This is a genomic window from Xanthomarina sp. F2636L (assembly GCF_026410195.1).
GTDB lineage: Bacteria > Bacteroidota > Bacteroidia > Flavobacteriales > Flavobacteriaceae > Xanthomarina.
In genome coordinates this window covers 286,327-308,986 of sequence record NZ_JAPMLM010000068.1, presented here as the reverse complement: position 1 = coordinate 308,986, position 22,660 = coordinate 286,327, and the positions used below count along the sequence as shown (strand labels likewise).

General features: G+C 32.5%; 26 protein-coding genes. 20 read left to right on the top strand and 6 right to left on the bottom strand.

Going from position 1 to position 22,660, the window contains the following annotated elements; genetic code table 11:
• Positions 1–104 precede the first annotated feature (104 nt).
• The 3 genes from msrB to OS191_RS08800 are packed head-to-tail and all read left to right on the top strand — an operon-like array spanning position 105 to position 2,342.
• Positions 105–560, top strand: coding sequence for a peptide-methionine (R)-S-oxide reductase MsrB (msrB, locus tag OS191_RS08810; RefSeq protein ID WP_267155782.1), 456 nt, complete (start codon positions 105–107; stop codon positions 558–560).
• Positions 553–1,098, top strand: a complete 546-nt coding sequence (gene msrA, locus OS191_RS08805) for a peptide-methionine (S)-S-oxide reductase MsrA (protein ID WP_267155323.1) — start codon at positions 553–555, stop codon at positions 1,096–1,098. The genes msrB and msrA overlap by 8 nt, the downstream gene beginning before the upstream one ends.
• Before the next feature lie 23 nt (positions 1,099–1,121).
• A complete protein-coding gene (locus OS191_RS08800; protein ID WP_267155322.1) occupies positions 1,122–2,342 on the top strand; it encodes a bifunctional alpha/beta hydrolase/OsmC family protein in 1,221 nt (406 codons plus the stop codon).
• Here the strand turns inward: OS191_RS08800 and OS191_RS08795 are convergent.
• The gene (locus tag OS191_RS08795) at positions 2,339–3,085 is read right to left on the bottom strand and encodes an SdiA-regulated domain-containing protein (protein ID WP_267155321.1); all 747 of its coding nucleotides are present in this window, start codon (positions 3,083–3,085) and stop codon (positions 2,339–2,341) included. The two genes, OS191_RS08800 and OS191_RS08795, sit on opposite strands and share 4 nt — an antisense overlap.
• A 173-nt stretch (positions 3,086–3,258) precedes the next feature.
• Here OS191_RS08795 and OS191_RS08790 point away from each other — a divergent pair, with 173 nt between their 5' ends.
• The 10 genes from OS191_RS08790 to OS191_RS08750 all read left to right on the top strand — a co-directional run bounded on the left by OS191_RS08790 (position 3,259) and on the right by OS191_RS08750 (position 11,248).
• Positions 3,259–4,125: an acyl-CoA thioesterase gene (locus OS191_RS08790; RefSeq protein ID WP_267155320.1), complete on the top strand. Its 867-nt coding sequence runs from the start codon at positions 3,259–3,261 to the stop codon at positions 4,123–4,125.
• A gap of 1 nt (position 4,126) precedes the next feature.
• Positions 4,127–4,816: a glycerophosphodiester phosphodiesterase gene (locus OS191_RS08785; protein ID WP_267155319.1), complete on the top strand. Its 690-nt coding sequence runs from the start codon at positions 4,127–4,129 to the stop codon at positions 4,814–4,816.
• Positions 4,813–6,024 carry a BaiN/RdsA family NAD(P)/FAD-dependent oxidoreductase gene (locus OS191_RS08780; protein WP_267155318.1) on the top strand — a complete coding sequence of 404 codons (1,212 nt, stop codon included), beginning with the start codon at positions 4,813–4,815 and terminating at the stop codon, positions 6,022–6,024. The genes OS191_RS08785 and OS191_RS08780 overlap by 4 nt, the downstream gene beginning before the upstream one ends.
• 39 nt (positions 6,025–6,063) lie before the next feature.
• The gene (locus tag OS191_RS08775) at positions 6,064–6,315 is read left to right on the top strand and encodes a hypothetical protein (protein ID WP_267147346.1); all 252 of its coding nucleotides are present in this window, start codon (positions 6,064–6,066) and stop codon (positions 6,313–6,315) included.
• On the top strand, positions 6,299–6,571 hold the full coding sequence (locus tag OS191_RS15575; RefSeq protein ID WP_416236419.1) for a type II toxin-antitoxin system RelE/ParE family toxin: 273 nt from the start codon (positions 6,299–6,301) through the stop codon (positions 6,569–6,571). The genes OS191_RS08775 and OS191_RS15575 overlap by 17 nt, the downstream gene beginning before the upstream one ends.
• Entirely contained in the window at positions 6,572–7,120 is a 549-nt protein-coding gene (locus OS191_RS08770) for a DUF1697 domain-containing protein (protein WP_267155317.1), read from the top strand. It begins immediately after the preceding gene.
• 84 nt (positions 7,121–7,204) lie between these two features.
• Complete coding sequence (locus tag OS191_RS08765) at positions 7,205–8,284, top strand: diphosphomevalonate decarboxylase (RefSeq protein ID WP_267155316.1); 1,080 nt, start codon at positions 7,205–7,207, stop codon at positions 8,282–8,284.
• 63 nt (positions 8,285–8,347) lie between these two features.
• Complete coding sequence (locus tag OS191_RS08760; protein ID WP_267147343.1) at positions 8,348–9,277, top strand: mevalonate kinase family protein; 930 nt, start codon at positions 8,348–8,350, stop codon at positions 9,275–9,277.
• Between the two features lie 53 nt (positions 9,278–9,330).
• Complete coding sequence (locus OS191_RS08755; protein ID WP_267155315.1) at positions 9,331–10,233, top strand: geranylgeranylglycerol-phosphate geranylgeranyltransferase; 903 nt, start codon at positions 9,331–9,333, stop codon at positions 10,231–10,233.
• Between the two features lie 106 nt (positions 10,234–10,339).
• Positions 10,340–11,248, top strand: coding sequence for a pseudouridine synthase (locus tag OS191_RS08750; RefSeq protein ID WP_267155314.1), 909 nt, complete (start codon positions 10,340–10,342; stop codon positions 11,246–11,248).
• Between the two features lie 85 nt (positions 11,249–11,333).
• Here the strand turns inward: OS191_RS08750 and OS191_RS08745 are convergent, their stop codons facing one another.
• Positions 11,334–11,573, bottom strand: a complete 240-nt coding sequence (locus OS191_RS08745; protein ID WP_267147340.1) for a hexameric tyrosine-coordinated heme protein — start codon at positions 11,571–11,573, stop codon at positions 11,334–11,336.
• Between the two features lie 492 nt (positions 11,574–12,065).
• On the opposite strand from OS191_RS08745, the gene OS191_RS08740 reads away from it, so the two are divergent.
• The 5 genes from OS191_RS08740 (at position 12,066) to OS191_RS08720 (ending at position 16,044) form a co-directional block, all read left to right on the top strand.
• Positions 12,066–13,475, top strand: coding sequence for a type III PLP-dependent enzyme domain-containing protein (locus tag OS191_RS08740; protein WP_267155313.1), 1,410 nt, complete (start codon positions 12,066–12,068; stop codon positions 13,473–13,475).
• 69 nt (positions 13,476–13,544) lie between these two features.
• Entirely contained in the window at positions 13,545–14,486 is a 942-nt protein-coding gene (gene speB / locus OS191_RS08735; RefSeq protein WP_267155312.1) for an agmatinase, read from the top strand.
• Entirely contained in the window at positions 14,476–15,450 is a 975-nt protein-coding gene (locus tag OS191_RS08730; protein ID WP_267155311.1) for a deoxyhypusine synthase family protein, read from the top strand. Before speB ends, OS191_RS08730 begins: the two co-directional genes overlap by 11 nt.
• A 10-nt stretch (positions 15,451–15,460) precedes the next feature.
• The gene (locus OS191_RS08725) at positions 15,461–15,802 is read left to right on the top strand and encodes a hypothetical protein (RefSeq protein WP_267155310.1); all 342 of its coding nucleotides are present in this window, start codon (positions 15,461–15,463) and stop codon (positions 15,800–15,802) included.
• Between the two features lie 14 nt (positions 15,803–15,816).
• Entirely contained in the window at positions 15,817–16,044 is a 228-nt protein-coding gene (locus OS191_RS08720) for a hypothetical protein (RefSeq protein ID WP_267155309.1), read from the top strand.
• A 72-nt stretch (positions 16,045–16,116) separates the two neighbouring features.
• Here the strand turns inward: OS191_RS08720 and OS191_RS08715 are convergent, their stop codons facing one another.
• Both OS191_RS08715 and OS191_RS08710 read right to left on the bottom strand, forming a co-directional pair.
• Positions 16,117–16,938 (bottom strand): alpha/beta hydrolase, encoded by an 822-nt coding sequence (locus OS191_RS08715; protein WP_267155308.1) that lies wholly within the window; start codon positions 16,936–16,938, stop codon positions 16,117–16,119.
• Positions 16,919–18,301 carry an MptA/MptB family glycosyltransferase gene (locus OS191_RS08710; protein WP_267155307.1) on the bottom strand — a complete coding sequence of 461 codons (1,383 nt, stop codon included), beginning with the start codon at positions 18,299–18,301 and terminating at the stop codon, positions 16,919–16,921. The genes OS191_RS08715 and OS191_RS08710 overlap by 20 nt, the downstream gene beginning before the upstream one ends.
• A gap of 88 nt (positions 18,302–18,389) precedes the next feature.
• On the opposite strand from OS191_RS08710, the gene OS191_RS08705 reads away from it, so the two are divergent.
• Together OS191_RS08705 and OS191_RS08700 are read left to right on the top strand one after the other, a co-directional pair.
• A complete protein-coding gene (locus OS191_RS08705) occupies positions 18,390–19,619 on the top strand; it encodes a serine hydrolase domain-containing protein (protein WP_267155306.1) in 1,230 nt (409 codons plus the stop codon).
• 19 nt (positions 19,620–19,638) lie between these two features.
• Positions 19,639–20,448: an amidohydrolase family protein gene (locus OS191_RS08700; protein ID WP_267155305.1), complete on the top strand. Its 810-nt coding sequence runs from the start codon at positions 19,639–19,641 to the stop codon at positions 20,446–20,448.
• Here the strand turns inward: OS191_RS08700 and OS191_RS08695 are convergent.
• On the bottom strand, positions 20,445–21,935 hold the full coding sequence (locus OS191_RS08695) for a cellulose synthase family protein (protein ID WP_267155781.1): 1,491 nt from the start codon (positions 21,933–21,935) through the stop codon (positions 20,445–20,447). The two genes, OS191_RS08700 and OS191_RS08695, sit on opposite strands and share 4 nt — an antisense overlap.
• Entirely contained in the window at positions 21,935–22,624 is a 690-nt protein-coding gene (locus tag OS191_RS08690) for a glycosyltransferase family 2 protein (protein ID WP_267155304.1), read from the bottom strand. Before OS191_RS08690 ends, OS191_RS08695 begins: the two co-directional genes overlap by 1 nt.
• Between the last annotated feature and the right edge of the window lie 36 nt (positions 22,625–22,660).

The following is a 22,660-nucleotide window of genomic DNA, read 5'->3' as shown; positions in this document are numbered from 1 at the left end:
TTTTTTGTTTTCAATACTATTATATTGTAAGAAGAAAGCAAATTTGCCGACTAAAAAAAATGAAAAGTATTTTACTACGAATTAAAAACAAAAGGAAAGCTATTATGTTAACTTGGAAAGATATTATTAATTTTTCGGTAAAAGGAAATCCAACACCAGACAAACGTGTGGAGAAATCTGATGCCGAATGGCAAGCTCAGCTAAGTCCAGAGCAGTATAGAATTACAAGACAAAAAGGAACCGAGGCACCACATAGTGGAGCCCTTTGTTCAGCACATGAAGCTGGAAAGTATAACTGTCTCTGTTGTCATACACCTTTATTTGATTCTACTATAAAATTTGAATCGAGTTCTGGATGGCCAAGTTTTACACAACCAATTAAACCAAATGCCATTAAATATGAAAAAGACTCTACATTTGGTATGGTTCGCGTAGAGATTATGTGTAACACCTGCGATGCGCATTTAGGACATGTTTTTCCAGATGGTCCGGAACCAAGTGGACTGAGATATTGTGTAAATTCTGAGTCTATACTATTAGAAAGGAAGATAAATGACTAATAAAAATATTGACATTGCCACGTTTGGTGGAGGTTGCTTTTGGTGTACAGAAGCCGTATTCCAAGAAGTGAAAGGAGTTGAAAAAGTAGTTTCTGGATATTCCGGTGGAAATGCTCCCGGAAAACCAACATATAGAGAGGTTTGTTCTGGTTTAACAGGTCATGCCGAAGTTATTCAAGTAACTTTTGATGCTGGAGTTATTTCATATAAAGATATTTTAATCATTTTTATGACAACCCACGATCCCACAACTTTAAATCGTCAAGGAGAAGATAGAGGAACTCAATATAGATCTGTAATTTACTATCATAATCAAGACCAAAAAGAAGTAGCTGAAACTGTTTTTAAGGAATTAGCTCCGTATTTTGAAAATGAAATAGTAACTGAATTAAGTAAGCTAAACATTTTTTATGAAGCTGAAAATGAACATCAAGACTACTACAGAAATAATAAAGAACAAGGCTATTGTACTTTTGTAATTACCCCAAAATTGGCAAAACTTCGTAAATTACATGCAGACAAGTTGAAAGCTGTATAATACAATAATATATCACAGAAAAGATGCATACAATAAAACTCAATATTCAGAACAAAAAAGGTCATCAATTGCAAGCATATTTGGAATTGCCTGCTAATCAAAAACCCAATAATTATGCCATTTTCGCACATTGTTTTACTTGTAACAGTAATTTTAATGCTGTAAAAAACATTAGTAGATCTCTTACTAATCATGGATTTGGTGTTGTACGTTTTGATTTTACAGGATTAGGAAAGAGTGAAGGTAAATTTTCTGAAAGCCACTTTTCTGCAAATGTTGGTGATTTGTTAGCAGTAAGCGATTTTCTTAAAGAAAATTACGAAGCACCAGGTTTACTAGTTGGACATTCTTTAGGTGGCGCAGCTGTTATTGTTGCTGCCTCGAAACTCGATAATGTGAAAGCAGTTGCAACTGTTGGAGCACCAGCTACAATAGATCATGTCACACATTTGTTTTCCCATGGTATCGATGAGGTTAGAGAAAAAGGAGAAGTAGAAATTAATATTGGGGGAAGACCGTTTAAAATCAATCAAGAGTTTGTTGAAGATTTTAGTAAAACAAATTTACCAGAAATTACCAAAAATTTACGCAAGCCACTATTGATTATGCACGCACCTTTTGATAATATTGTTGGTATTGAAAATGCACAGAAACTGTATCTCGATGCACACCATCCAAAAAGCTTTATAAGTCTTGATCAGGCAGATCATCTGCTTTCAAATAAACAGGATAGTATGTATGTGGGGCATATGGTTGGTTCTTGGGGAGATCGCTATTTTAATGCCAAAGATAATGATATGTTGTCTACCGAAGGAGAACAGTTAGTAGCACATTTAAATTTGAAAGAAGATAACTTTACTACCTCAATTCAAACCAAAAAACATCATTTTCTTGCAGATGAACCTGAAAGTGTTGGCGGGGATGATTTTGGACCATCGCCTTATGATTTTTTAAGTGCAGGACTTGCTGCTTGCACAGTAATGACTTTAAAACTTTATGCAGAACGCAAGAAATGGGATTTACAGGAGGTTTTTGCATATATAACCTATTCAAAAAAGCATAGTGATGATTTAATGCTTGATGTTGAAAAACCAATGCGAATAGACCATCTTCAAAAGAGATTGAAATTTATTGGAAATTTAGATGAGACTCAAAAACAAAGACTTAAAGAAATAGCATCTAAATGTCCTGTGCATAAATCACTTCAAGGTGAAATTATTATTGAAACTGAGTTGTTAAATTAATCACCAATTTTTAAAGTGTAAATATTGCCTCCAATAAACGAAACGCGCTCGTCAGTAATATATATCGTATTGTTGTCTTTAAAACAAACCCCTTCTTTTTGTGAAAAATGATTAAATGCGATGTTTTCTATAGTAGCGTTACAAAAATCATCTGTATTAAAATCGGTTATTTTCCAAAGCATATTACTGTTTAGTAAAACAATAGTTTTGCCGTCATTACTAATATCTGCCGATGTGATTTTTTGTTTTTCACTGTCAAGATCAAAACTGCAAACATATTCAGCAGTATGGTTTCCAATACGATTTGGAACCTTAAAAAGCATGGTTTTTTTGTTTTTCTTATTTATAAGATAGAAGTGCTTTTTGTAAATAAAAAAAGCTTCAAAATTCAGAGTTTTTGTTTCTGGCGGAAGTTTAAATGATATCAACTCCGCAATAGCATGTTGTTTTATATTTTTAAGATTTGATATTTTATAAATAATAAAAGAATCTCTATCTTTTCTGTTATTTCCAAAATCCCCAATATAAATATTGCCAGAGGTGTCGCTCGTTAAGTCTTCCCAATCATTATTAGTGGCATTAATAACTTTAATTTCTCTAATAATATTCCCATTTTCATTTACACCATAAAGAACGGTTGGGTTTCTAGAATCTTCAAGGGTCCAAATTAGTGGAGATCCTACTACTTTTTCAGCAGCCGATGATTCTTTTAAAGATAAAGGAAAGCTTCCTATTCTATTCAAACGACCTTTATTGCAGGAAGATAGGAGAAGGATAGAAAACAAAATGAAAATCGTTTTACGAATCATGAAACTAAAAAAAAATGAGATAATATTCAAAACTAATTATAAAAATGAGACCAACCCAAAAATGAATTTAATAGTTTTGATAAAATAAAGCATACAAATCTATTTTTATGACATCTGTAAACGATCTATTAGATATTTTAATTTTAGAACAACGTTCTGAAAATCAATTTCAAGGCAGTAGTGAAACGGTTGGGAGTCCCAATGTTTTTGGAGGACAAGTATTGGCTCAAGCAATAAATGCAGCCTATAGAACGATAACTAACAATAGAATTTTGAATTCCATGCATGCGTATTTTTTAGAAGCTGGGAATTTGGAATTGCCAATAAATTATCAAGTCAGCACCATGAGAGATGGCGGTAGTTTTTCTGTAAGACGAGTTACGGCTAGCCAGAAAGATACAGTTATTTTTATTTTGTCGGCTTCATTTCATAAAGATGAGAAAGGATACGAACATCAAATTAAGATGAACCCAGATATTATTCAACCTGAAAATTTAGCTAGCTGGAGTGATATACTTGAACAATATGGAAGCATGTTGCCACAAAAAACCAAGACTTTTTTAGAAATTCCGAGACCGGTAGAATTTAAGCCAACTGCAATACCAAATCCATTCGATAAAAAAGATTTACCTCCATATACAGATATCTGGTTTAAGTTGAAAGGAGATACATCTCAATTAGATTTGCCTACTAAACAAAAACTTTTAACCTATATTTCAGATTATAATATTTTGTCTGTTGCCATACAACCTCACGCTAGCAAAGCGCATTGGGGGAATTTACAAACGGCCAGTTTAGATCATTCCATGTGGTATTTTCGCGATTTCGATTTAGACGATTGGATGCTATTTTCTTTAGAATCTCCAAGTACAAGTAATGCTAGAGGATTTGCCAGAGGAAACATTTTCACAAGAGATGGAAAGCTCGTAGCTTCTGTTACGCAAGAAGGTTTAATGCGTCCAATAATCAAGTAAAATGGCAGATTCTTGTTTAAAAATAGGTCATCGTGGTGCTAAAGGATATATAGCAGAAAACACGCTGGAAGCCATTCAAAAAGCTTTGGATTTTGAGGTGGATGGTATTGAAATAGACGTGCATATATGTGCATCGGGCGAGTTAGTTGTTTTTCATGATTTCACTTTAGATAGAATGACTAATGGAGCAGGTGAAGTTGGGAAACAATCGCTTTCAGAATTAAAACTTTTAAAAATAAATAACCAATTTTCAATTCCAACTTTAGAAGAAGTACTCGATTTAATTGATAAAAAATGCTTTTTAAATATTGAATTAAAAGGAAGATATACGGCGTTAAAAACTTCGGAAGTCATTCATGAATATATTAAAGAAAAAGACTGGAAATACAGCGATTTTCTTGTGTCTAGTTTTCAGCATTTAGAGCTTGAAGAAATTTATAAAATAGACAAGAATATTCCTTTAGGGGTATTAACTAAAGCCAGTGTTACTGAAGCTTTAGAGTTTGCAGAAACCATCAGGGCCGTAGCTATTCACCCTAATTTTGCTTTACTTACAAAAGAAAATGTCCATCGTGCACAAACCGAAGGTTTTAAAGTGTTTACCTGGACTGTTAACGACGAAAAAACTATAAAACGTATGAAGAGTTATGGAGTAGATGGTATAATATCGGATGTTCCAGATAGATTATGATTAAAAAAGATGTCATTATAATTGGAGGAGGTGCAGCTGGATTTTTTGCAGCAATTAATATTGCTGAACAAAACCCGAAGTTAAGTGTTGCCATTCTAGAACGTGGAAAAGAAGGTTTACAAAAGGTGAAGATTTCTGGAGGCGGACGCTGCAATGTAACACACGCCGAATTTATTCCACAAGAGTTAGTTTTAAATTACCCACGAGGTGACAAGGAATTGTTAGGTCCTTTTCATCAATTTATGACAGGAGATACCATTGAATGGTTTGAAAAACGAGGTGTTCTTTTAAAAATTGAAGAAGATGGTAGAATGTTTCCAGAGTCTAATTCGTCTCAAACAATTATAGATTGTTTTTTAACTGAAGCAGAGAAATTCAAAGTTGAGGTTTTGTATAATCATGCTTTAAAAACCGTAAGCAAAAAAGACTCACTTTGGAATTTAGAAACATCACAAGGGACTTTTTCTGCTGAAAAACTGGTTATAGCTACCGGAAGCAATCCAAAAATATGGAAACTACTTGAAAATTTGGGACACAGCATCATTCAACCGGTTCCTTCACTTTTTACTTTCGATATAAAAGACGAACGGATTAAAGATATTCCCGGAGTGGTAGCTTTAAATGTTGAGGTTAAAGTGTTAGGAACAGATTTATGGAGTGAAGGTCCTTTGCTTATTACCCACGTAGGAATGAGCGCTCCAGCTATTTTAAAACTATCAGCTTTTGGAGCCATTGAATTGGCAAAACAGCAATATAAATTTGAAATTGAAATTAATTTTATCAGGCAATCTTTAGAAGATTGTATGGAAAGGTTAAAAGAATTAAAACAGGATCTAGCTAAGAAAACTGTTTTTAAATCCACTCAGTTTGAACTGCCCAAGCGCTTATGGCATAAGTTAGTTTTAGCTTCTAAAATGGATAAGAACACACGTTGGGCCGATTTAAACAAACAGCAATTAGAAAACTTAGCGTCACAATTAACACAAGCTGTTTTTCAGGTAGATGGAAAAAGTACTTTTAAAGAAGAATTTGTTACAGCTGGAGGTGTCGATTTAAAAGAAATCAATTTTAAAACCTTTGAAAGTAAACGTCATAAAAATCTTTATTTAGCAGGAGAAGTCCTCAATATAGACGCTGTTACTGGAGGTTTTAATTTTCAGAACGCCTGGACAGGTGCTTTTATTGTGGCTAAGTCTATATGTAATTAATATATTTTATATATATTTACTATATATGATTTATGTATTATGGGAAAGACAAAAAAGTTAATCGAATTAGATAATAAAGCCATCGAAATCCTCGAAAAGCAAGCAAAACTTCAAAAGCGTTCGTTAAAAAACTATCTAGAATATACTTTGGAAAACACTGCTATGCGCTATAGTGAACCGTCTGAAGCGTATAAAGCAATGATTGATGATATGATTGAGCGAGATGAAAAAGGATTGTTGAAAACATATTCATTCGATCAAGTTCTTAAAGAGTATGGAAGAAAATTATGAATTTTCGGAAGAGGCGAAACTAGAGTTGTATCGTGCTCAATGTTATTTTAAATTAATTAACAGAGAAGAGGAGTTTTTAGATGATCTGGTTAATCAATTAAGGTTAATAATTTCTATGCCCAGAGCTTTTCAAGAGCGATACAAGGCTGTAAGGTTTATCAAATTTGAACATTTTAATTATACGATCCACTATAGAGTTAAGGAAAACAATAACATTATAGTTTATAGAATCCTAAACCAAAATCAAGACTTTTAATTGAATAATTACATCATTTTTCTAAAAGGAATTAACGTTGGGGGACATAAAAAAATCCTCATGGCAGATTTGCGTGAATTACTATCTAATACAGGTTTTAAAAATGTAGAAACGTATATACAAAGTGGAAATATTGTTTTACAGTCTTCAGAAAAGAGTCTATTAGATATAGAAGAAATTGTCAAGACTACCATTTTTAAAAAATTTGGATATGAAGTATCTGTTTTAGCAAAAACAAGACAGGATTTGGAATGTATTTTTGATACCTGTCCATTTTCGGAAGAAAAAAAGAAGTCAAGTTATTTTGTCATGCTGCACAACACACCAAGTCCAGACTTAATTAAAGTTGCTTCTAAGAAAGTTTATGAGGACGAAGAATATAAAATCATAAAGAATTGTATTTATTTTTTTAGTGGGAAAGGTTATGGAAAGGCTAAATTCAATGTAAATTATTTTGAAGGTAAACTCAATACATTTGCAACCGCTAGAAATTATAATACGATGCTAAAGTTAATAGCAATGTCTTTGAAAAGTGAAAAAGAACCTTAGATATTCCTTATTTTTGCATCTCATAAGTAAACAAATAAAAAACCTGTCCTCAGACAGTCTTTTTTTTTAGAATAAAAACAGTAAATGACAGAGACAGATTTTATACCTAGCGCATATTCAAAAACACTTGAAACTGGAAAAGTTACTTGGGAATCGCCAAGTAATATTGCTTTAGTAAAATACTGGGGAAAAAAGGAAAACCAAATTCCGGCAAACCCATCTATTAGTTTTACTTTGAATAACTGTAAAACCATTACCGAATTATCATATAGAACAAAAGAGTCAGATACTGATTTTTCATTTGAAGTATATCTAGATGGTGAAAAGAAAGACGATTTTAAACCAAAAATCGAAACCTTTTTAAAACGAATCCATGTTTATTTACCTTTTCTGAAGAATTATCACTTTAAAATTGAAACCTCAAACACCTTTCCTCATAGTTCTGGAATTGCATCTTCTGCTTCGGGAATGAGTGCTTTGGCTTTATGCTTCATGAGCATGGAAAAGCAATTAAAACCAAAAATGACAACCAATTATTTTAATCAAAAAGCATCTTTTTTAGCACGTTTAGGTTCTGGTTCTGCTTGTAGAAGTCTTGAAGGCGATATAATAGTTTGGGGGCAAACGGATGCTATATCGGGAAGTAGCGATTTATATGGAACAAAATATCCATATCAGGTTCATGAGAATTTTAAAGACTATCAAGATACTATTCTACTAGTTGATAAAGGCGAAAAACAAGTTAGCAGTACCGTTGGGCATAATTTAATGCATGCGCATCCCTATGCAGAAAACCGTTTTAAGCAAGCGCATGAAAATCTTGAAAAACTAAAACCCATTCTTGAATCTGGAGATTTAAACAAGTTTATAGCTTTGATGGAAAGTGAAGCTCTGACCTTGCATGCCATGATGATGACAAGTATGCCGTATTTTATTTTAATGAAACCTAATACACTTGAAATTATCAATAAAATCTGGAGTTTTAGAGAAAGAACAGGTTTGCATATTGGATTTACCTTGGATGCTGGCGCAAATGTGCATGTGCTTTATCCTAAAAAAGAAGCTAATGTTATCTTAGACTTCATTAAGAATGAATTAGTTGCATATTGTCAAAACGAACAATATATTTGCGATCAAATTGGATTTGGTGCAAACCAATTATAATTTTATTACGTATATTTGAATAACAGTTGTTAATTATTGTACGCTGAGACTGAATACTATTTTATGAAAGGACCCCTTTTTTACTCAAAAATATTACTCTTCGGAGAATATGGAATCATCAAAGATTCCAAAGGTTTATCAATACCTTATAATTTTTATAATGGTGCATTAAAAATGGGAGATGGCACTTCTGAAGTCGCTATAAAATCTAACGAAGGTTTGCGTCGTTTCGTGGCTTTTCTTAAAAATGTGGATGCCTCTTTAGTTAGCTTCGACTTTGAAAAACTTCAGCAAGATGTCGATGCTGGAATGTATTTTGATTCTTCAATACCTCAAGGATACGGAGTTGGAAGTAGTGGCGCATTAGTAGCTGCTATTTACGATCAATATGCCTTCGATAAAATAACAGTTCTAGAGAATTTAACTAGAGAAAAACTATTAAAATTAAAAGCAATTTTCTCTGCTATGGAGTCTTTTTTCCATGGAAAATCTTCAGGATTAGATCCTTTAAATAGTTATTTAAGTATTCCAATTCTTATTAATTCTAAAGATAATATTGAAGCTACAGGAATTCCTTCTCAAAATACCGAAGGTAAAAATGCGGTTTTTTTAATTGATAGTGGTATTACAGGAGAAACCGCTCCAATGGTGAGTATTTTTATGGAAAACATGAAGCAAGAAGGCTTTAGAAACATGCTTAAAAATCAGTTTATTAAACATACAGATGCTTGTGTAGACGATTTTCTTAAAGGCGATATTAAATCCTTATTTGGGAATACTAAAAAATTGTCAAAAGTGGTGTTAAGTCACTTTAAGCCTATGATTCCTCAGCAGTTTCATGAACTATGGAAAAAAGGTATCGAAACAAATGAATACTACCTAAAACTTTGCGGTTCTGGAGGTGGCGGATATATTCTTGGTTTTACGGAGGATATTGACAAAGCAAAACAATCTCTTAAAGATTATAACTTAGAAGTGGTTTATAATTTTTAGGTAACCAATACTATTCTTACCAATGTCAGAGAATCTTATTTTACTTTAGACAAATGTTTACCAGAAGACAGAAACACATTCTACTTAAGTTTTTCAGCATGTTTTCTGTAGTTAGAGGATATAATATTCTTATTGTTGTTTTTGCTCAGTATTTAACAGCTATTTATATTCTTGCTCACGATTTATCCTTACGGGAAGTTGTTTTAGATGTAAACCTTTTAATGTTGGTGCTGGCATCTGCTGCTACTATTGCAGGTGGTTATATTATTAATAATTTCTACGATTCGGAAAAGGACTTAATCAATCGGCCACAAAAGTCTCAATTAGATAGATTGGTTAGTCAGAATACCAAATTGTCTCTGTATTTTGTGCTTAACTTTATGGCTGTAATTATGGCTAGTTATGTTTCGTTTCGAGCTGTTGTCTTCTTTTCGTTATATATTTTCGCTATTTGGTTTTATTCGCATAAATTAAAAAAACTACCATTTATTGGAAATTTAACTTCGGCAATCTTAACCATTACACCATTTTTTGCCATTTTTATATATTATAAAAACTTTGAACATGTAATTTTTGTCCATGCAGCCTTTCTGTTTCTAATTATTTCTATGCGAGAATTGACCAAAGATTTAGAAAATATAAAAGGAGATTTGGTTTTAAATTATCAAACCATTCCTATTGTTTATGGCGAAAATGTTTCAAAAGTCATGCTAACTATCCTAGCTTTATTAACTACTATTCCAACTTATTATTTATTGTTTCACTTTCATGTGGGACAAATGGTATATTTCTTTTATTTGAGTGCTTTCTTATTACTTCTGTTTATTATTCTGCTTTGGGCATCGAAAACTAAGACTCACTATTTATTATTACACAACATTTTAAAGTTTATTATTGTAGCTGGTGTTTTCAGTATCATGCTAATAAATATAGACTTAGTACTTAATAGAATTTAATATTTATGGCTTAGATGCTTGAAAGCAAAAGGTCTTTCTGTATCTTTGTGCCAACATTTAGAAAGTTTTAATTAAAAAAATATTCCCGTTTTTATGGGAAAAGAATATGAGTAGACATCAAGGTAGCAGTAGTAAGAGAAAGTCTTCTGGAAGAGGACAGGAAAAAGGAGGAGCTAGCCAATCAAGTCGTGGAGCCGGTTCGGATAAACAGAAAAGTTATGCCAGAGGAAATTCGCCTTTAAAAAAACAAGCGTTTTCTTCTTCAAAAGCTCAGGAGAATAAAAAGTCAGCGCCAAAGAAATCCAATTCAAACGAAATTCGTTTAAATAAATATATCGCTAATTCTGGTATTTGTTCTCGTAGAGAAGCAGATGAGCATATTGCTATTGGTTTAGTATCTGTTAACGGGAAGATTGTAACCGAAATGGGTTATAAAGTGAAGTTGGAAGACGACGTTCGTTACGACGGTAGAAGAATAACCCCGGAAAAGAAAGCATACGTATTACTTAATAAACCTAAAGGTTTTGCAACAACTACGGCAGAAGGTAAGGGAAGAACGGTTATGGATTTAGTTGCCAATGCAACAGATTCAAGAATAAAACCAATAGGCCGTTTAGGTAGAAATTCTAAAGGACTTCTATTGTTTACTAACGACGACAATGTGGCAGCAAAATTTACTAATTCTAAACATGGCGTACCGCGTTTATTTCATATTGAATTAGATAAAAATTTGAAGATTGACGATCTTAAAAAAATTAGAGAAGGTTTTAAAGTAGATGGAAAATTAATTGCTGTTGAAGAGATTAGTTACATTGAAGGAGCATCTAAAAAAGAGATAGGTCTAAAAATTAAAAATACAGGAAACACCATTCTAAGAACTATTTTCGACGAGTTAAAGTACGATATTATTAGTGTAGACTGCGTAGCTATTGGGCATCTCACCAAAAAAGATATTCCTAGAGGACATTGGAAACACCTCACAGAGCAAGAATTAAACACTCTGAAAATGTTGTAGTTCCTTTTCCCTCTTAATTATAAAAATCAACTAATTAGAAGTTATTGAATTCTAATTAGTTGATTTTTTTTATGCATTTTTTAAATTATTTCCAATAATTATTGGCGGCTGCAATAGTAGCAAATTCGGTTGCTACGGTTTGGCCTACAGCTAGCAACATAGCAGCGTCTTCGGCATAAACAGGACGTAATCTCTCTCTTACTTTAGCATCTGGCTGAGTTACTTTAATAATAAGTCTTGCCATTTTTACAGCTAATTGTCTGCCTTCTTCAGGTGTTTTTGTAATAAGGGAATTGTTTGGTACTAATTGAACTTGTTCTGACATTTTTAATGTTTTAAAATTATAAATTCATGTTTGTTTTCAACTATTTAAACTTTTGAAAGCAAACAAACTCTTTTGCTAAAGCTCTAAATTACGAATTTTTATATTGATGTTGTAATTATGTTTCAACCAGTTGTTTAGCGTCCGATTTTTAAAGGTTTTTTACAAAAAATAAAAACCCAAAAATTTTTTGAAAAAAGAATAATTTTATAAAAAAAAGTATTTCTTTTGCAGCATATTTAGCTGAACAAATTGAACTGTGTTTCTATGTTCGGGCTTTTGAGAATTAGGAAGTCATCCTCAAAAGCAGCTTACAGATTAAGCAACCGAATTTTAAAGCTATCTTCCATCTTATCCATATGTGCTAGTCAGCATATCTATGGCTTTATGCCTACAACTCAAAGCCAAATTCAAGTTTGATTTGTATTCATTATTGTTTACCTTTAAGGGTTTAGTTTCCATTAATTTGAATAATTACAATTTTAAAAACACAAAATGAATACAAAATATATTGATTTAATCAATCAAACTTTTTATTTCCCTCAGGAAGAATTTAAGTTAGAAGATAAACATCTTCAATTTCATGATATAGATTTAATGGGTTTAGTAGAAGAATACGGAACACCGTTAAAATTCACTTATTTACCACAGATTTCTAATAATATTGGTCGAGCAAAAGAATGGTTTGCAAAGGCTATAAAAAATCATAAATATAAAGGCAAATACCATTATTGTTATTGTACAAAAAGCTCGCATTTTAAGCATGTTTTAAACGAAGCTTTAAGTAACGATATTCATATTGAAACCTCTTCTGCTTTCGATATTGATATTGTTGAAAACTTAAAAGCCGAAGGGAAAATCACAGACAAAACATATGTAATTAGTAATGGTTTTAAACGTGCACAATATGTTACAAATATTGCTAGACTAATAAATAATGGACATAAAAATTGTATTCCAATTATTGATAATTACGAAGAAATAGAGTTGCTTTCCGAAGAAATTAAAGGCAAATACAATATTGGAATTCGAATAGCTTCTGAAGAAGAACCAAAATTTGAATTTTATACTTCACGTCTTGGAATTGGCTACAAAAACATAGTACCCTTTTACAACAGACAGATTAAAGATAATAAGAAAGTGAAACTTAAGATGCTTCACTTTTTTATCAATACAGGGATTAGAGATAATGCATACTATTGGAATGAGCTTTCTAAATGTTTAAAAGTTTATACCAGTTTAAAACAAATTTGCCCGTCTTTAGATAGTTTAAATATTGGCGGAGGATTTCCTATTAAAAACTCTTTGGCATTCGATTTTGATTATGAGTATATGGTTGATGAAATTATCAATCAAATCAAATCATTTTGTGAGCAAGAAGAAGTTCCTGTTCCAAATATTTTTACCGAATTTGGTAGTTTTACCGTAGGTGAAAGTGGTGGTGCTATTTATGAAGTACTTTACCAAAAGCAACAAAACGATCGTGAGAAGTGGAACATGATTAATTCGTCTTTTATTACAACCCTACCAGATACTTGGGCTATTAATAAGCGGTTTATAATGTTACCAATTAATAGATGGCATGAAAGTTACGAGCGTGTGTTGTTGGGTGGTTTAACTTGTGATAGCGACGATTATTACAACAGCGAACAGCATATGAACGCTATCTATTTACCAAAATACAATAAAGAAAAACCTTTATATCTTGGCTTCTTTAATACTGGAGCTTACCAAGAAACTATTGGAGGATTTGGAGGATTGCAACACTGTTTAATACCTTCACCAAAACATATTTTAATTAATAAGGATGCAGATGGAAACATCTCGACCGAATTATTTAGCGAACAACAAAAAAGTGAAGATTTACTTAAAATTTTAGGTTATCAAGACAAGAGCGAGAAATAACCAAAGCATAAAAATTAATAATTAAGACATCGCGATTGGCATGTTACACCAAAAAAATAAAATTTAAAAATGAGTAAGAAAACTTACGCTGGGATTCCAGAAGAATATTCAAAATTAGATAGTGCTAAAATAGTTTTGATTCCTGTGCCTTACGATGGTACAAGTACTTGGCAAAAAGGAGCCGATAAAGGTCCGGAAGCTTTTTTAAACGCTTCAGAAAACATGGAGCTTTACGACATTGAAACTGAAACTGAAGTGTATCAGCAAGGAGTTTATTTGGCAGATGCCGTTACAGAAAACTCATCGCCAGAAGCTATGGTAGACGCCGTTCATCAGGCAACAAAAAAGTATATTAAAAGAAATAAGTTTGTTACTGCTTTTGGAGGAGAACACTCTATTTCAATAGGAACTATTAGAGCATTTAACGAGTGTTTTGATAATCTAACCGTTTTACAAATTGATGCTCATGCAGATTTACGCAAAGAATATCATGGTTCAAAATGCAACCATGCTTGCGCTGTGTATGAAGCTAGCCAAAATACAAACTTAATTCAGGTAGGAATTCGATCTATGGATGTTGTAGAAACAACCGTTATGGATAAAGAGAAAACTTATTTTGCACACGAAATGGCAATAGATGATACCTGGATGGACTCTGCTATCGATCAAATGACAGAGAATGTGTTTATAACTATAGACTTAGATGCTTTCGATCCGTCGATTATGCCAAGCACCGGAACTCCAGAGCCAGGAGGACTTTTATGGTATGAAACACTAGATTTTTTAAAACAAATTTTTGCCGATAAAAATGTAGTAGGTTTCGATATTGTTGAGTTATGTCCTAATGATACTGAAAAATCTTCAGATTTCTTAGCTGCAAAATTGTATTATAAAATGTTAAGTTATAAATTTCAAAATGAAGGTGTGGAGGATGAATTTGATAATTCCTTCGATAATTCAAACCTAAATAAAAATACTAATTCTAAATTCAACGAAGAAGATGAGTACTAAAGGAGCAATTTCAAATTTTATAGAAAAATATTACTTACACTTTAATGCAGCAGCCTTGGTGGATGCAGCAAAAGGGTACGAAGACCAATTGAACTCTGGAGCTAAAATGTTAGTGTCTCTTGCAGGAGCAATGAGTACGGCTGAGATAGGAAAGATTTTTGCCGAAATGATTCGTCAAGATAAAGTGCATATTATTTCATGTACTGGAGCTAATTTAGAAGAAGATATTATGAATTTGGTAGCGCATTCTCATTATAAACGTGTGCCAAACTATAGAGATTTAACACCTCAAGAAGAATGGGACTTAATGGAAAAAGGTCTTAACAGAGTTACAGATACTTGTATTCCAGAAGAAGAAGCTTTTAGACGTTTACAAAAACATATTGTAAAAATCTGGAAAGATGCCGAAGCTAAAGGAGAGAGATATTTACCACATGAGTATATGTACAAAATGCTGCTTTCTGGTGTTTTAGAAGAGTATTATGAAATAGATTTAAAAGATTCTTGGATGTACGCTGCTGCAGAGAAAAATTTACCAATTATTTGCCCGGGATGGGAAGATAGTACTATGGGGAATATTTTTGCAAGCTACGTTATTAAAGGAGAATTAAAAGCAAGTACCATGAAATCGGGAATTGAATATATGACTTTCCTTGCAGATTGGTATCCAAAAAACTCTGACAAAGGAATTGGCTTCTTCCAAATAGGAGGAGGTATTTCTGGAGATTTTCCAATCTGTGTAGTTCCCATGTTATATCAAGATATGGAACAGCCTGAAACTCCTTTCTGGAGTTATTTCTGCCAGATTAGTGATTCTACAACAAGTTATGGATCTTATTCTGGAGCGGTTCCAAATGAAAAAATTACTTGGGGAAAACTAAATATTGACACTCCAAAATTTATAATTGAAAGCGATGCAACCATTGTTGCACCATTAATATTTGCGTATTTATTAGACATGTAACCTATTTAAAATGAAACGAGTAATTGTAGATTATCAAAAATTAAACGAAGATATCTTAGATCTTTTAGTTGAAAAATTTCCTGATGGTTATGATGATGAGGATATTATTTCCTTCAGAAACATCAAAAATGAAATGGTTGAAGCTGTTGAGGTTAAAACCGAAGACACTATTTACCTAGTAAAAGTAGGAGTTAGATTGGTTCAGGCTATGGAAGACTATTCTGAAGAGGAAGCTGAAGAAGAGGAGGTAATAGAAGACGATGAAGCTGTAAAAGATCTAGACTTTGACGATGACGAAGCCGATGATGACGACGTTATTGACGAAGTGGACGAAGATGACGATGAAGATTAAAAAAAAATAGTACCATGAGAGAAGCTGAGTTTTTAGAATATAAAGATGGCTTTTATACTTTTTTGTTTGAAAATGGAGAAGAACTCGTATTCGACGAGATACATCCAAGAGTTCTAAGTCAGTTCGATTTGAAAAATGACGAAAGCTATATTAATAAGTCTTTTAAAATCAGATTTATTGAGGTTAATGGCAGCCACGATGATTCTATAATTTATAGAGTAGAAAGCTTAAAGCCGCTTTAGTTTTAAACGGGATTTGTTTTTGCAGTTAATTCACATAGAATGTGTCTCTAAAACAAAATCTTTAGTATTTAGCTACAGTATTGTTTTTAAATATTGATAGTATTGCCTTGTAATATGCAGGCCATTATGTCCTGCATCTACAATGGCAAATAATTTAATATTTTCTGGCTGTAATACTTGAAGTTTTTTAGCATTTGTTTCTGGGTGAATTAAAAAATCTCTAGTCCCGTAAAAAATCTTGATCGGACAAGTTACTTGTTTCACAAATTGATATGTTGGAATATTATATTTTATAATAAATTCTGGGATAGGAGGCGCAATTTCTTCAGAAATTAAGGTTTTCCATGAGTAGTAAGGGGCATTTAAAATAAGCATTTTCGGATTGTTGTTGGCCGCTAAGTAGCTAGCCAATCCAGAGCCCAAAGAAAAGCCTAAAACAACAATCTCATTTTCATTGTAGCGTGTTTTTGTGAAATCGTAAACCTTTTGCATATCATTAAATAGCTCTTCAGAACAGCTATAACTTCCGTCGCTTTTTCCATAACCTCTATAATCTACAAATAAAATATCGTAGTTGTTTTCCAAATATAAATCAGCGCGTTTTCCCCAATCGTGAATAGCTCCAGCGTTTCCATGTAAATATAAAATAACGCCTTTCGGGTTTTCAGCTTTAAACAAAACCGCATTTAAACTTATGTTTCTTGCTACTGGAATATTCAGTTCTTCAAAGGTTTCCTTAAATTCAAATTTATAATTTTTAGCTAGTAATTTCGGATTGAAAAAGAAGCGCTCTTGTTTAAAATAAACAAAAACCAAGGAGAGCGTATATAAAATAAAGAGTGCAGCAATAACGCGAGCTACTCGTCTAAGTATTTTAGGAAAATTTATTTTCAACAGATTTCGTTTTAAAAATTTCGTATAAAAATACACTATAAACTATAATATATTCCAATGCAATAAGCCATAAGTTTTCTAAATTGTTTGGATTAGCATAGGCTAAATAGCTTAAAATAATGATTAGACTCCAAACCAGAGGGAACTTATATTTTGTAAAAACACTTAAAAATAATAATGTTGCTAAATACCATGGATGAACGGTAGTAGCTGTAAAATAATAGAAAGATAAGACGAAAAGCATGGCTGTAATAAGCTGCTGCATAGAAGCATTTTTTCTAAATAAACTAAGTCCAATTACAAATACAAACACCAATATGGCCGAAGCTGTCCCAATAATAGCTATCTGATTATAACCCGTTATAATATAACCAAGCTCTCTGGCTATATAATATAAACTCCCATTAAACTCAAAATTCTGAAACCATAAACCAACGGTTTGCGCATAGTTATCTATAAATTCTGAAGAGTAAAAGGGTAAAAATAATACTAAGGTAACGATGCCAACAATAGAATAAAAACCAATAAGTTTTGCGATTTTTAAACGATTTGAAATATTATCATCCTGTGGCTTTATAAACCATTGCCATACTAGTGGGAGGAATATAAGTGGAATAAGTTTTATAGAGACGGAACATGCAAAAATTACTGCTGCTAGTTTCCATTTATGTGTTTGTAGTAAATATAAACTCAAAACCAGGAAGAAAATCATAACACCTTCAAAATGAAGATTCCCAGTAAGTTCGATAATAATAAACGGATTTAACAGATACCAAAAGATGCTATAAGTTGGGAGTTTTAATTTCTTAAGTAGTTTTTTTCCGAAGTAAAGTGTGCCAAAATCGGCTGCAATAATCAGTATTCTAAGTCCAATAACAGTACTTAAAATACTCTGACCAGGAATTAGATTAGCCAATGCAAAGCACAGCTGATTTAAAGGAGGGTAGTTTGAGAAGTGACTGGCGCTTAAACTTCCCATCCCATCATGTAGTTCCTTGGCTTGAGAAAATGGAAACTCTCCTTTTAAAAAATATGAATCCGGTGTAAAAAGATAAGGGTTTATACCTTCTAAAATTAGACGTCCATCCCAAATAAACCGATAAAAATCCTGTGAAAGATTCGGGATAGCTAAAATAAAAACAGCTCGAAAAGCAAAAGCCAGTAGCGTTAAAAACTTCAAATTGCTTTTATTAATTTGAACTAGTTTGTAGAATAAAAAAAACAAAGCCAGGTACAAAGTAATTAGCTTGATGGAGTCTGTTCTTTGCAAATTATAAGCAAAACTACCATAGAAAAGCATGCTTATAAGTCCAAAGATTATAGGTATCTTATTTAGTTTTAAATAAGTAGGGTTTATCAGCATTATTCAAAGATAAATAAAATAGACAATTCGTTTAATAAAATAGTTTTTAGATGTTATCTTACCAACTGTTTTTTAATAAAAATGAATCATGAAAACTTGGAAAAAAATTGCTCTAGGACTACTCTTTGTACTTATTGTTTTTGCTGTTTGGTTTTACCCGAAATTCAAAATGCTAAACCTAAGTATGCATCTTTTTGAGGAAGATCAAATTGTACATAATTTTAGGTCTTTTGATGCTGTTTGGCCAGTTTCAGAATTAGAAGCACCATCAACTAAACACCCCTATGCAAAAGGAACTGCTTTAGACCTGCCCAAAAGCTTTCAGTTTGATGGAGAGACATACAATACTAATAAGTTTCTAGAAGATTCTTGGACAACAGGTTTCTTGGTAATTCAAAACGACAGTCTTGTTTATGAAAATTACTATTTAGGCAATACAGAAGCTACTAGAAATATTTCTTGGTCTATGGCAAAATCTGTGATTTCAGCTTTAATGGGAATAGCCGTTGAAGAAGGAGATATCAAAAGTATTGAAGAGCCAGTAGATAATTATGCTCCAGAATTAAAAGGTTCTGCCTATGAAGGTGTAAGGATTAAGGATGTTTTGCAAATGTCTACTGGTGTTAAATTTAACGAGGATTATGGCGATTTTAATAGCGATATTAATCGTTGGGGAAGAGGTTTTGCTTTGGGAGATTCTCAAGACGAGTTTGCAACTACTTTAGAGCGCGAACTAGAGCCAGGTACAGTTAATCATTATGTAAGTATAAATACACATGTACTAGGAATGGTTCTTAAAAGAGCTACCGGAAAAACTATTACAGAATACATGCAAGAAAAATTATATAATCCCTTAGGCATGGAATATAATGGCTATTGGTTGTTAGACGGCGAGAATATGGAAATGGTTCTTGGTGGTTTAAATTTAACTTTAAGAGATTATGCCAAAGTGGGTTCTTTATTTATAAATGAAGGGGTTTTTAATGGCCAGCAAATAGTACCAAAAAGCTGGGTAGAAGCTTCCACAACTCCAGATGCACCGCATGTACAACCGGGAGAAGGTTTTGGTTATGGCTATCAATGGTGGATTCCTTCAAGTGAGCAAGGGGAATATATGGCAATGGGAGTTTACGGACAGTATATCTATATTAACCCAACTACCAAAACAGTAATTGTAAAATTATCTGCCAACCCAAAATATAACGATGATTCTTATATTCCAAGTAACGATACATCACATATAGAAATGTTTAGAGCTATTGCTTCGTCGTTTAAAAAAGATGAAGCTGATCAAGAATTAGTTAGTATAACGGAATAGTAAGAAATGAATTCAGAATATGATTATAGATGTACATACCCACATAAACAATTACCATGAAGATAGAGTTGTTTCTCTTGAGGATTGTTTAAATCTTCTTACTGAAACAATGATTAAAAACAAGGTCGATTACTCTTTGGTTTTAACCTCTTATAAAGTCAATGAGCATAGACCTAGTACCAAACAAGTCGTTGAGGCCATTAAGGGGCGAAATAATTTAGGTGTTGTTTCTGGAATAAGTTATCTTAATTATAATCATAGAGATATTAGAGGAATAGGCGAATATCTTGAAAAAGGACTGATAAAAGCATTAAAATTTTATCCAGGTTATGAGCCATTTTATCCCAACGATAGCAGATTGAAGGTATGGTACGAAATGGCTATAGAATATGATGTTCCAGTAATGTTTCATTCAGGAGATACTTATGCGCCAACTGGTAAAGTGAAATATTCGCATCCATTGCATATAGACGATTTAGCTGTAGATTTTCCAGATTTAAAGATTGTTATCTGTCATGTTGGAAATCCTTGGATTAGAGATTGTATGGAAGTAGTTTATAAAAACAAAAATGTCTACGCTGACATTTCAGGTTTAGTACTTGGAGATTTTTCCGATAAGTTTGAGCGTTTTATGAAGAAGGAAATTGAAGAAATGATTACTTATGCAGGAGATCCAAATTACTTGTTATATGGAACAGATTGGCCAATTTCTAATATGAAATCTTATTTAAAATTCATGGATCAATTAGAACTTGCAGACGATAAGAAAGAATTAATACGTTGGAAAAATGCAGCCGAGCTTTTTAAGATTGATGTTACAAAACTTTAAACTCGAGAAGTTATAGATTTAAAAAATACAAATCCAAAACCAAGAAACAACATGAGGTGAAAAGGGAATAATCCAAAGTCTCCTCCATGATCTCCAACAACAAAAGCTAAGTACATGCCAAACGCAAAATAGAGAGTTAGCAGACCTTCAAAAACCACATAAATAGAAATGTTTTTGTTGAGGTATTTATTGTTTTTCCAAGAATCTGAAACCGAATTAATATTGAATTTTGGGGTTCGTATAAAGTCACTTCGTTTTCCTAAATGACCTTCAATTACTGCTATAGAATTATGCAATGAAAACCCCATGGCTACTGAGAAAAAGGTAAAAAACATGAACATGTACTTCATGAAATTTTTAAAACCACTTCCATAAATTTTCTTGTACATAAACCAATAACATATAAAGAAAATTAAAGAACTTAATACAAAAAAACTCATGACATAAAAGTATGGCTTAAGCTGCATATATTCGTTTTTAATATATAACATTGGAATACTTAAAATAGCTACAATTAGCACGTTTAAGAACATGGTGGAGTTTAATAAATGTAACAAGCCATGTACTTTTGTTTTAGTGGAAATATGTTTATTTGAAATCACTTTTCCAGCCATTTTCTTAAAATTCTCGGCGCCACCTTTGTTCCATCTAAATTGTTGAGAACGTGCAGCGCTAATAACTATTGGAAGTTCTGCTGGAGTTTCAATGTCTTCCAAATATTTGAATTTCCAGTCTTTTAATTGTGCTCTATAACTTAAATCTAAATCTTCTGTTAGTGTATCTCCTTCCCAGTTTCCGGCATCTAGAATACAGGTTTTTCGCCAAACTCCAGCAGTTCCATTAAAATTAATAAAATGCCCTTTGCTATTTCGGCCAACTTGTTCTAAGGTAAAATGCGCATCTAAAGCAAAAGCTTGTATTCTTGTTAACACGGAATAATCTCTGTTTAAATGTCCCCATCGGGTTTGAACCACACCAAGTTTTTTATCTTTAAAATACAGGACAGTTTGTTGTAACCAGTTAGATTTTGGAAGAAAATCGGCATCAAAAATGGCTATAAACTCTCCCTTAGCAACTTTTAAACCTTCTTTAAGGGCACCAGCTTTAAAACCTGTTCTATTGGTTCTACAAATATGAACGATATCTATACCTGTTTTCTTTAAGTTTTTAATAAGTAATCTTGTGGACTCTAAGCTTTCATCTGTTGAATCGTCCAACACCTGGATTTCTAATTTGTCTTTTGGATACTCTATTTTAGAGATATTTTCCAGCAAACGTTCCATCACGTATATTTCGTTATATACAGGAAGTTGGATAGTAACTAAAGGAATTTCATTTGGTTTTGAAAAGTCGAATTTAGCTTCGTTGGTTTTTGTTTTTCTGGCGGATAAATAATTTGATAATAAATTAAGTTGTGCCAAAGCATATAGAAATATAAGCACTAAGGAGATGGTGTAAATAACAATAATAAGCCCTATTAAAAACATCATTTAAAACTGTATTTAAAAATCCATCCTAATATTTTAACACCTGCCATAACCGCTCCTTTTAGGGTTCCTGATACTTTAGAAACACCAATTCTATTTCGGTAATTTACAGGAATTTCAATATAAGTCATTTTTTGTTTCAATACTTTCAATTGCATTTCCACGGTCCAGCCATAGGTCTTGTCTTCCATATTAAGCGCCAATAATTTATCGTATTTAATGGCTCTAAAAGGGCCTAAATCTGTAAAAGTTGACTGAAACATGAATTTCATTAAAGTTGTGGCCAACCAATTCCCAAAAATTTGAGGGTTGGTCATAGATCCATTTTCTCTAAGTCGCTTAACACGTGCTCCAATTACAAAATCGGCATTATCTTCTAGAATGGGCTGAACAATTTTTGTCAGTTCTTCAGGATAATCGCTATAATCGCCATCTAGAAACACAATGATATTCGGTTTGTTCTCTAATTTAGAAATATAATCCATTCCCTTTAAACAGGCATAGCCATATCCTTTTCTGTTTTCAGATAAAACAGTAGCTCCAGCTTGTTGTGCATTAGTTTCAGTTTGATCTGTAGAATTATTACTGACCACAATTACTTCATCAACAATTTTAGGAATATCGTTAATGACCTTAGCAATAGATTCGGCTTCATTAAAAGCAGGGATAATAACTTTTATTTGGTTCATGGAATGTTTTAAAAGACTGTGCAAAAATAAGTATAG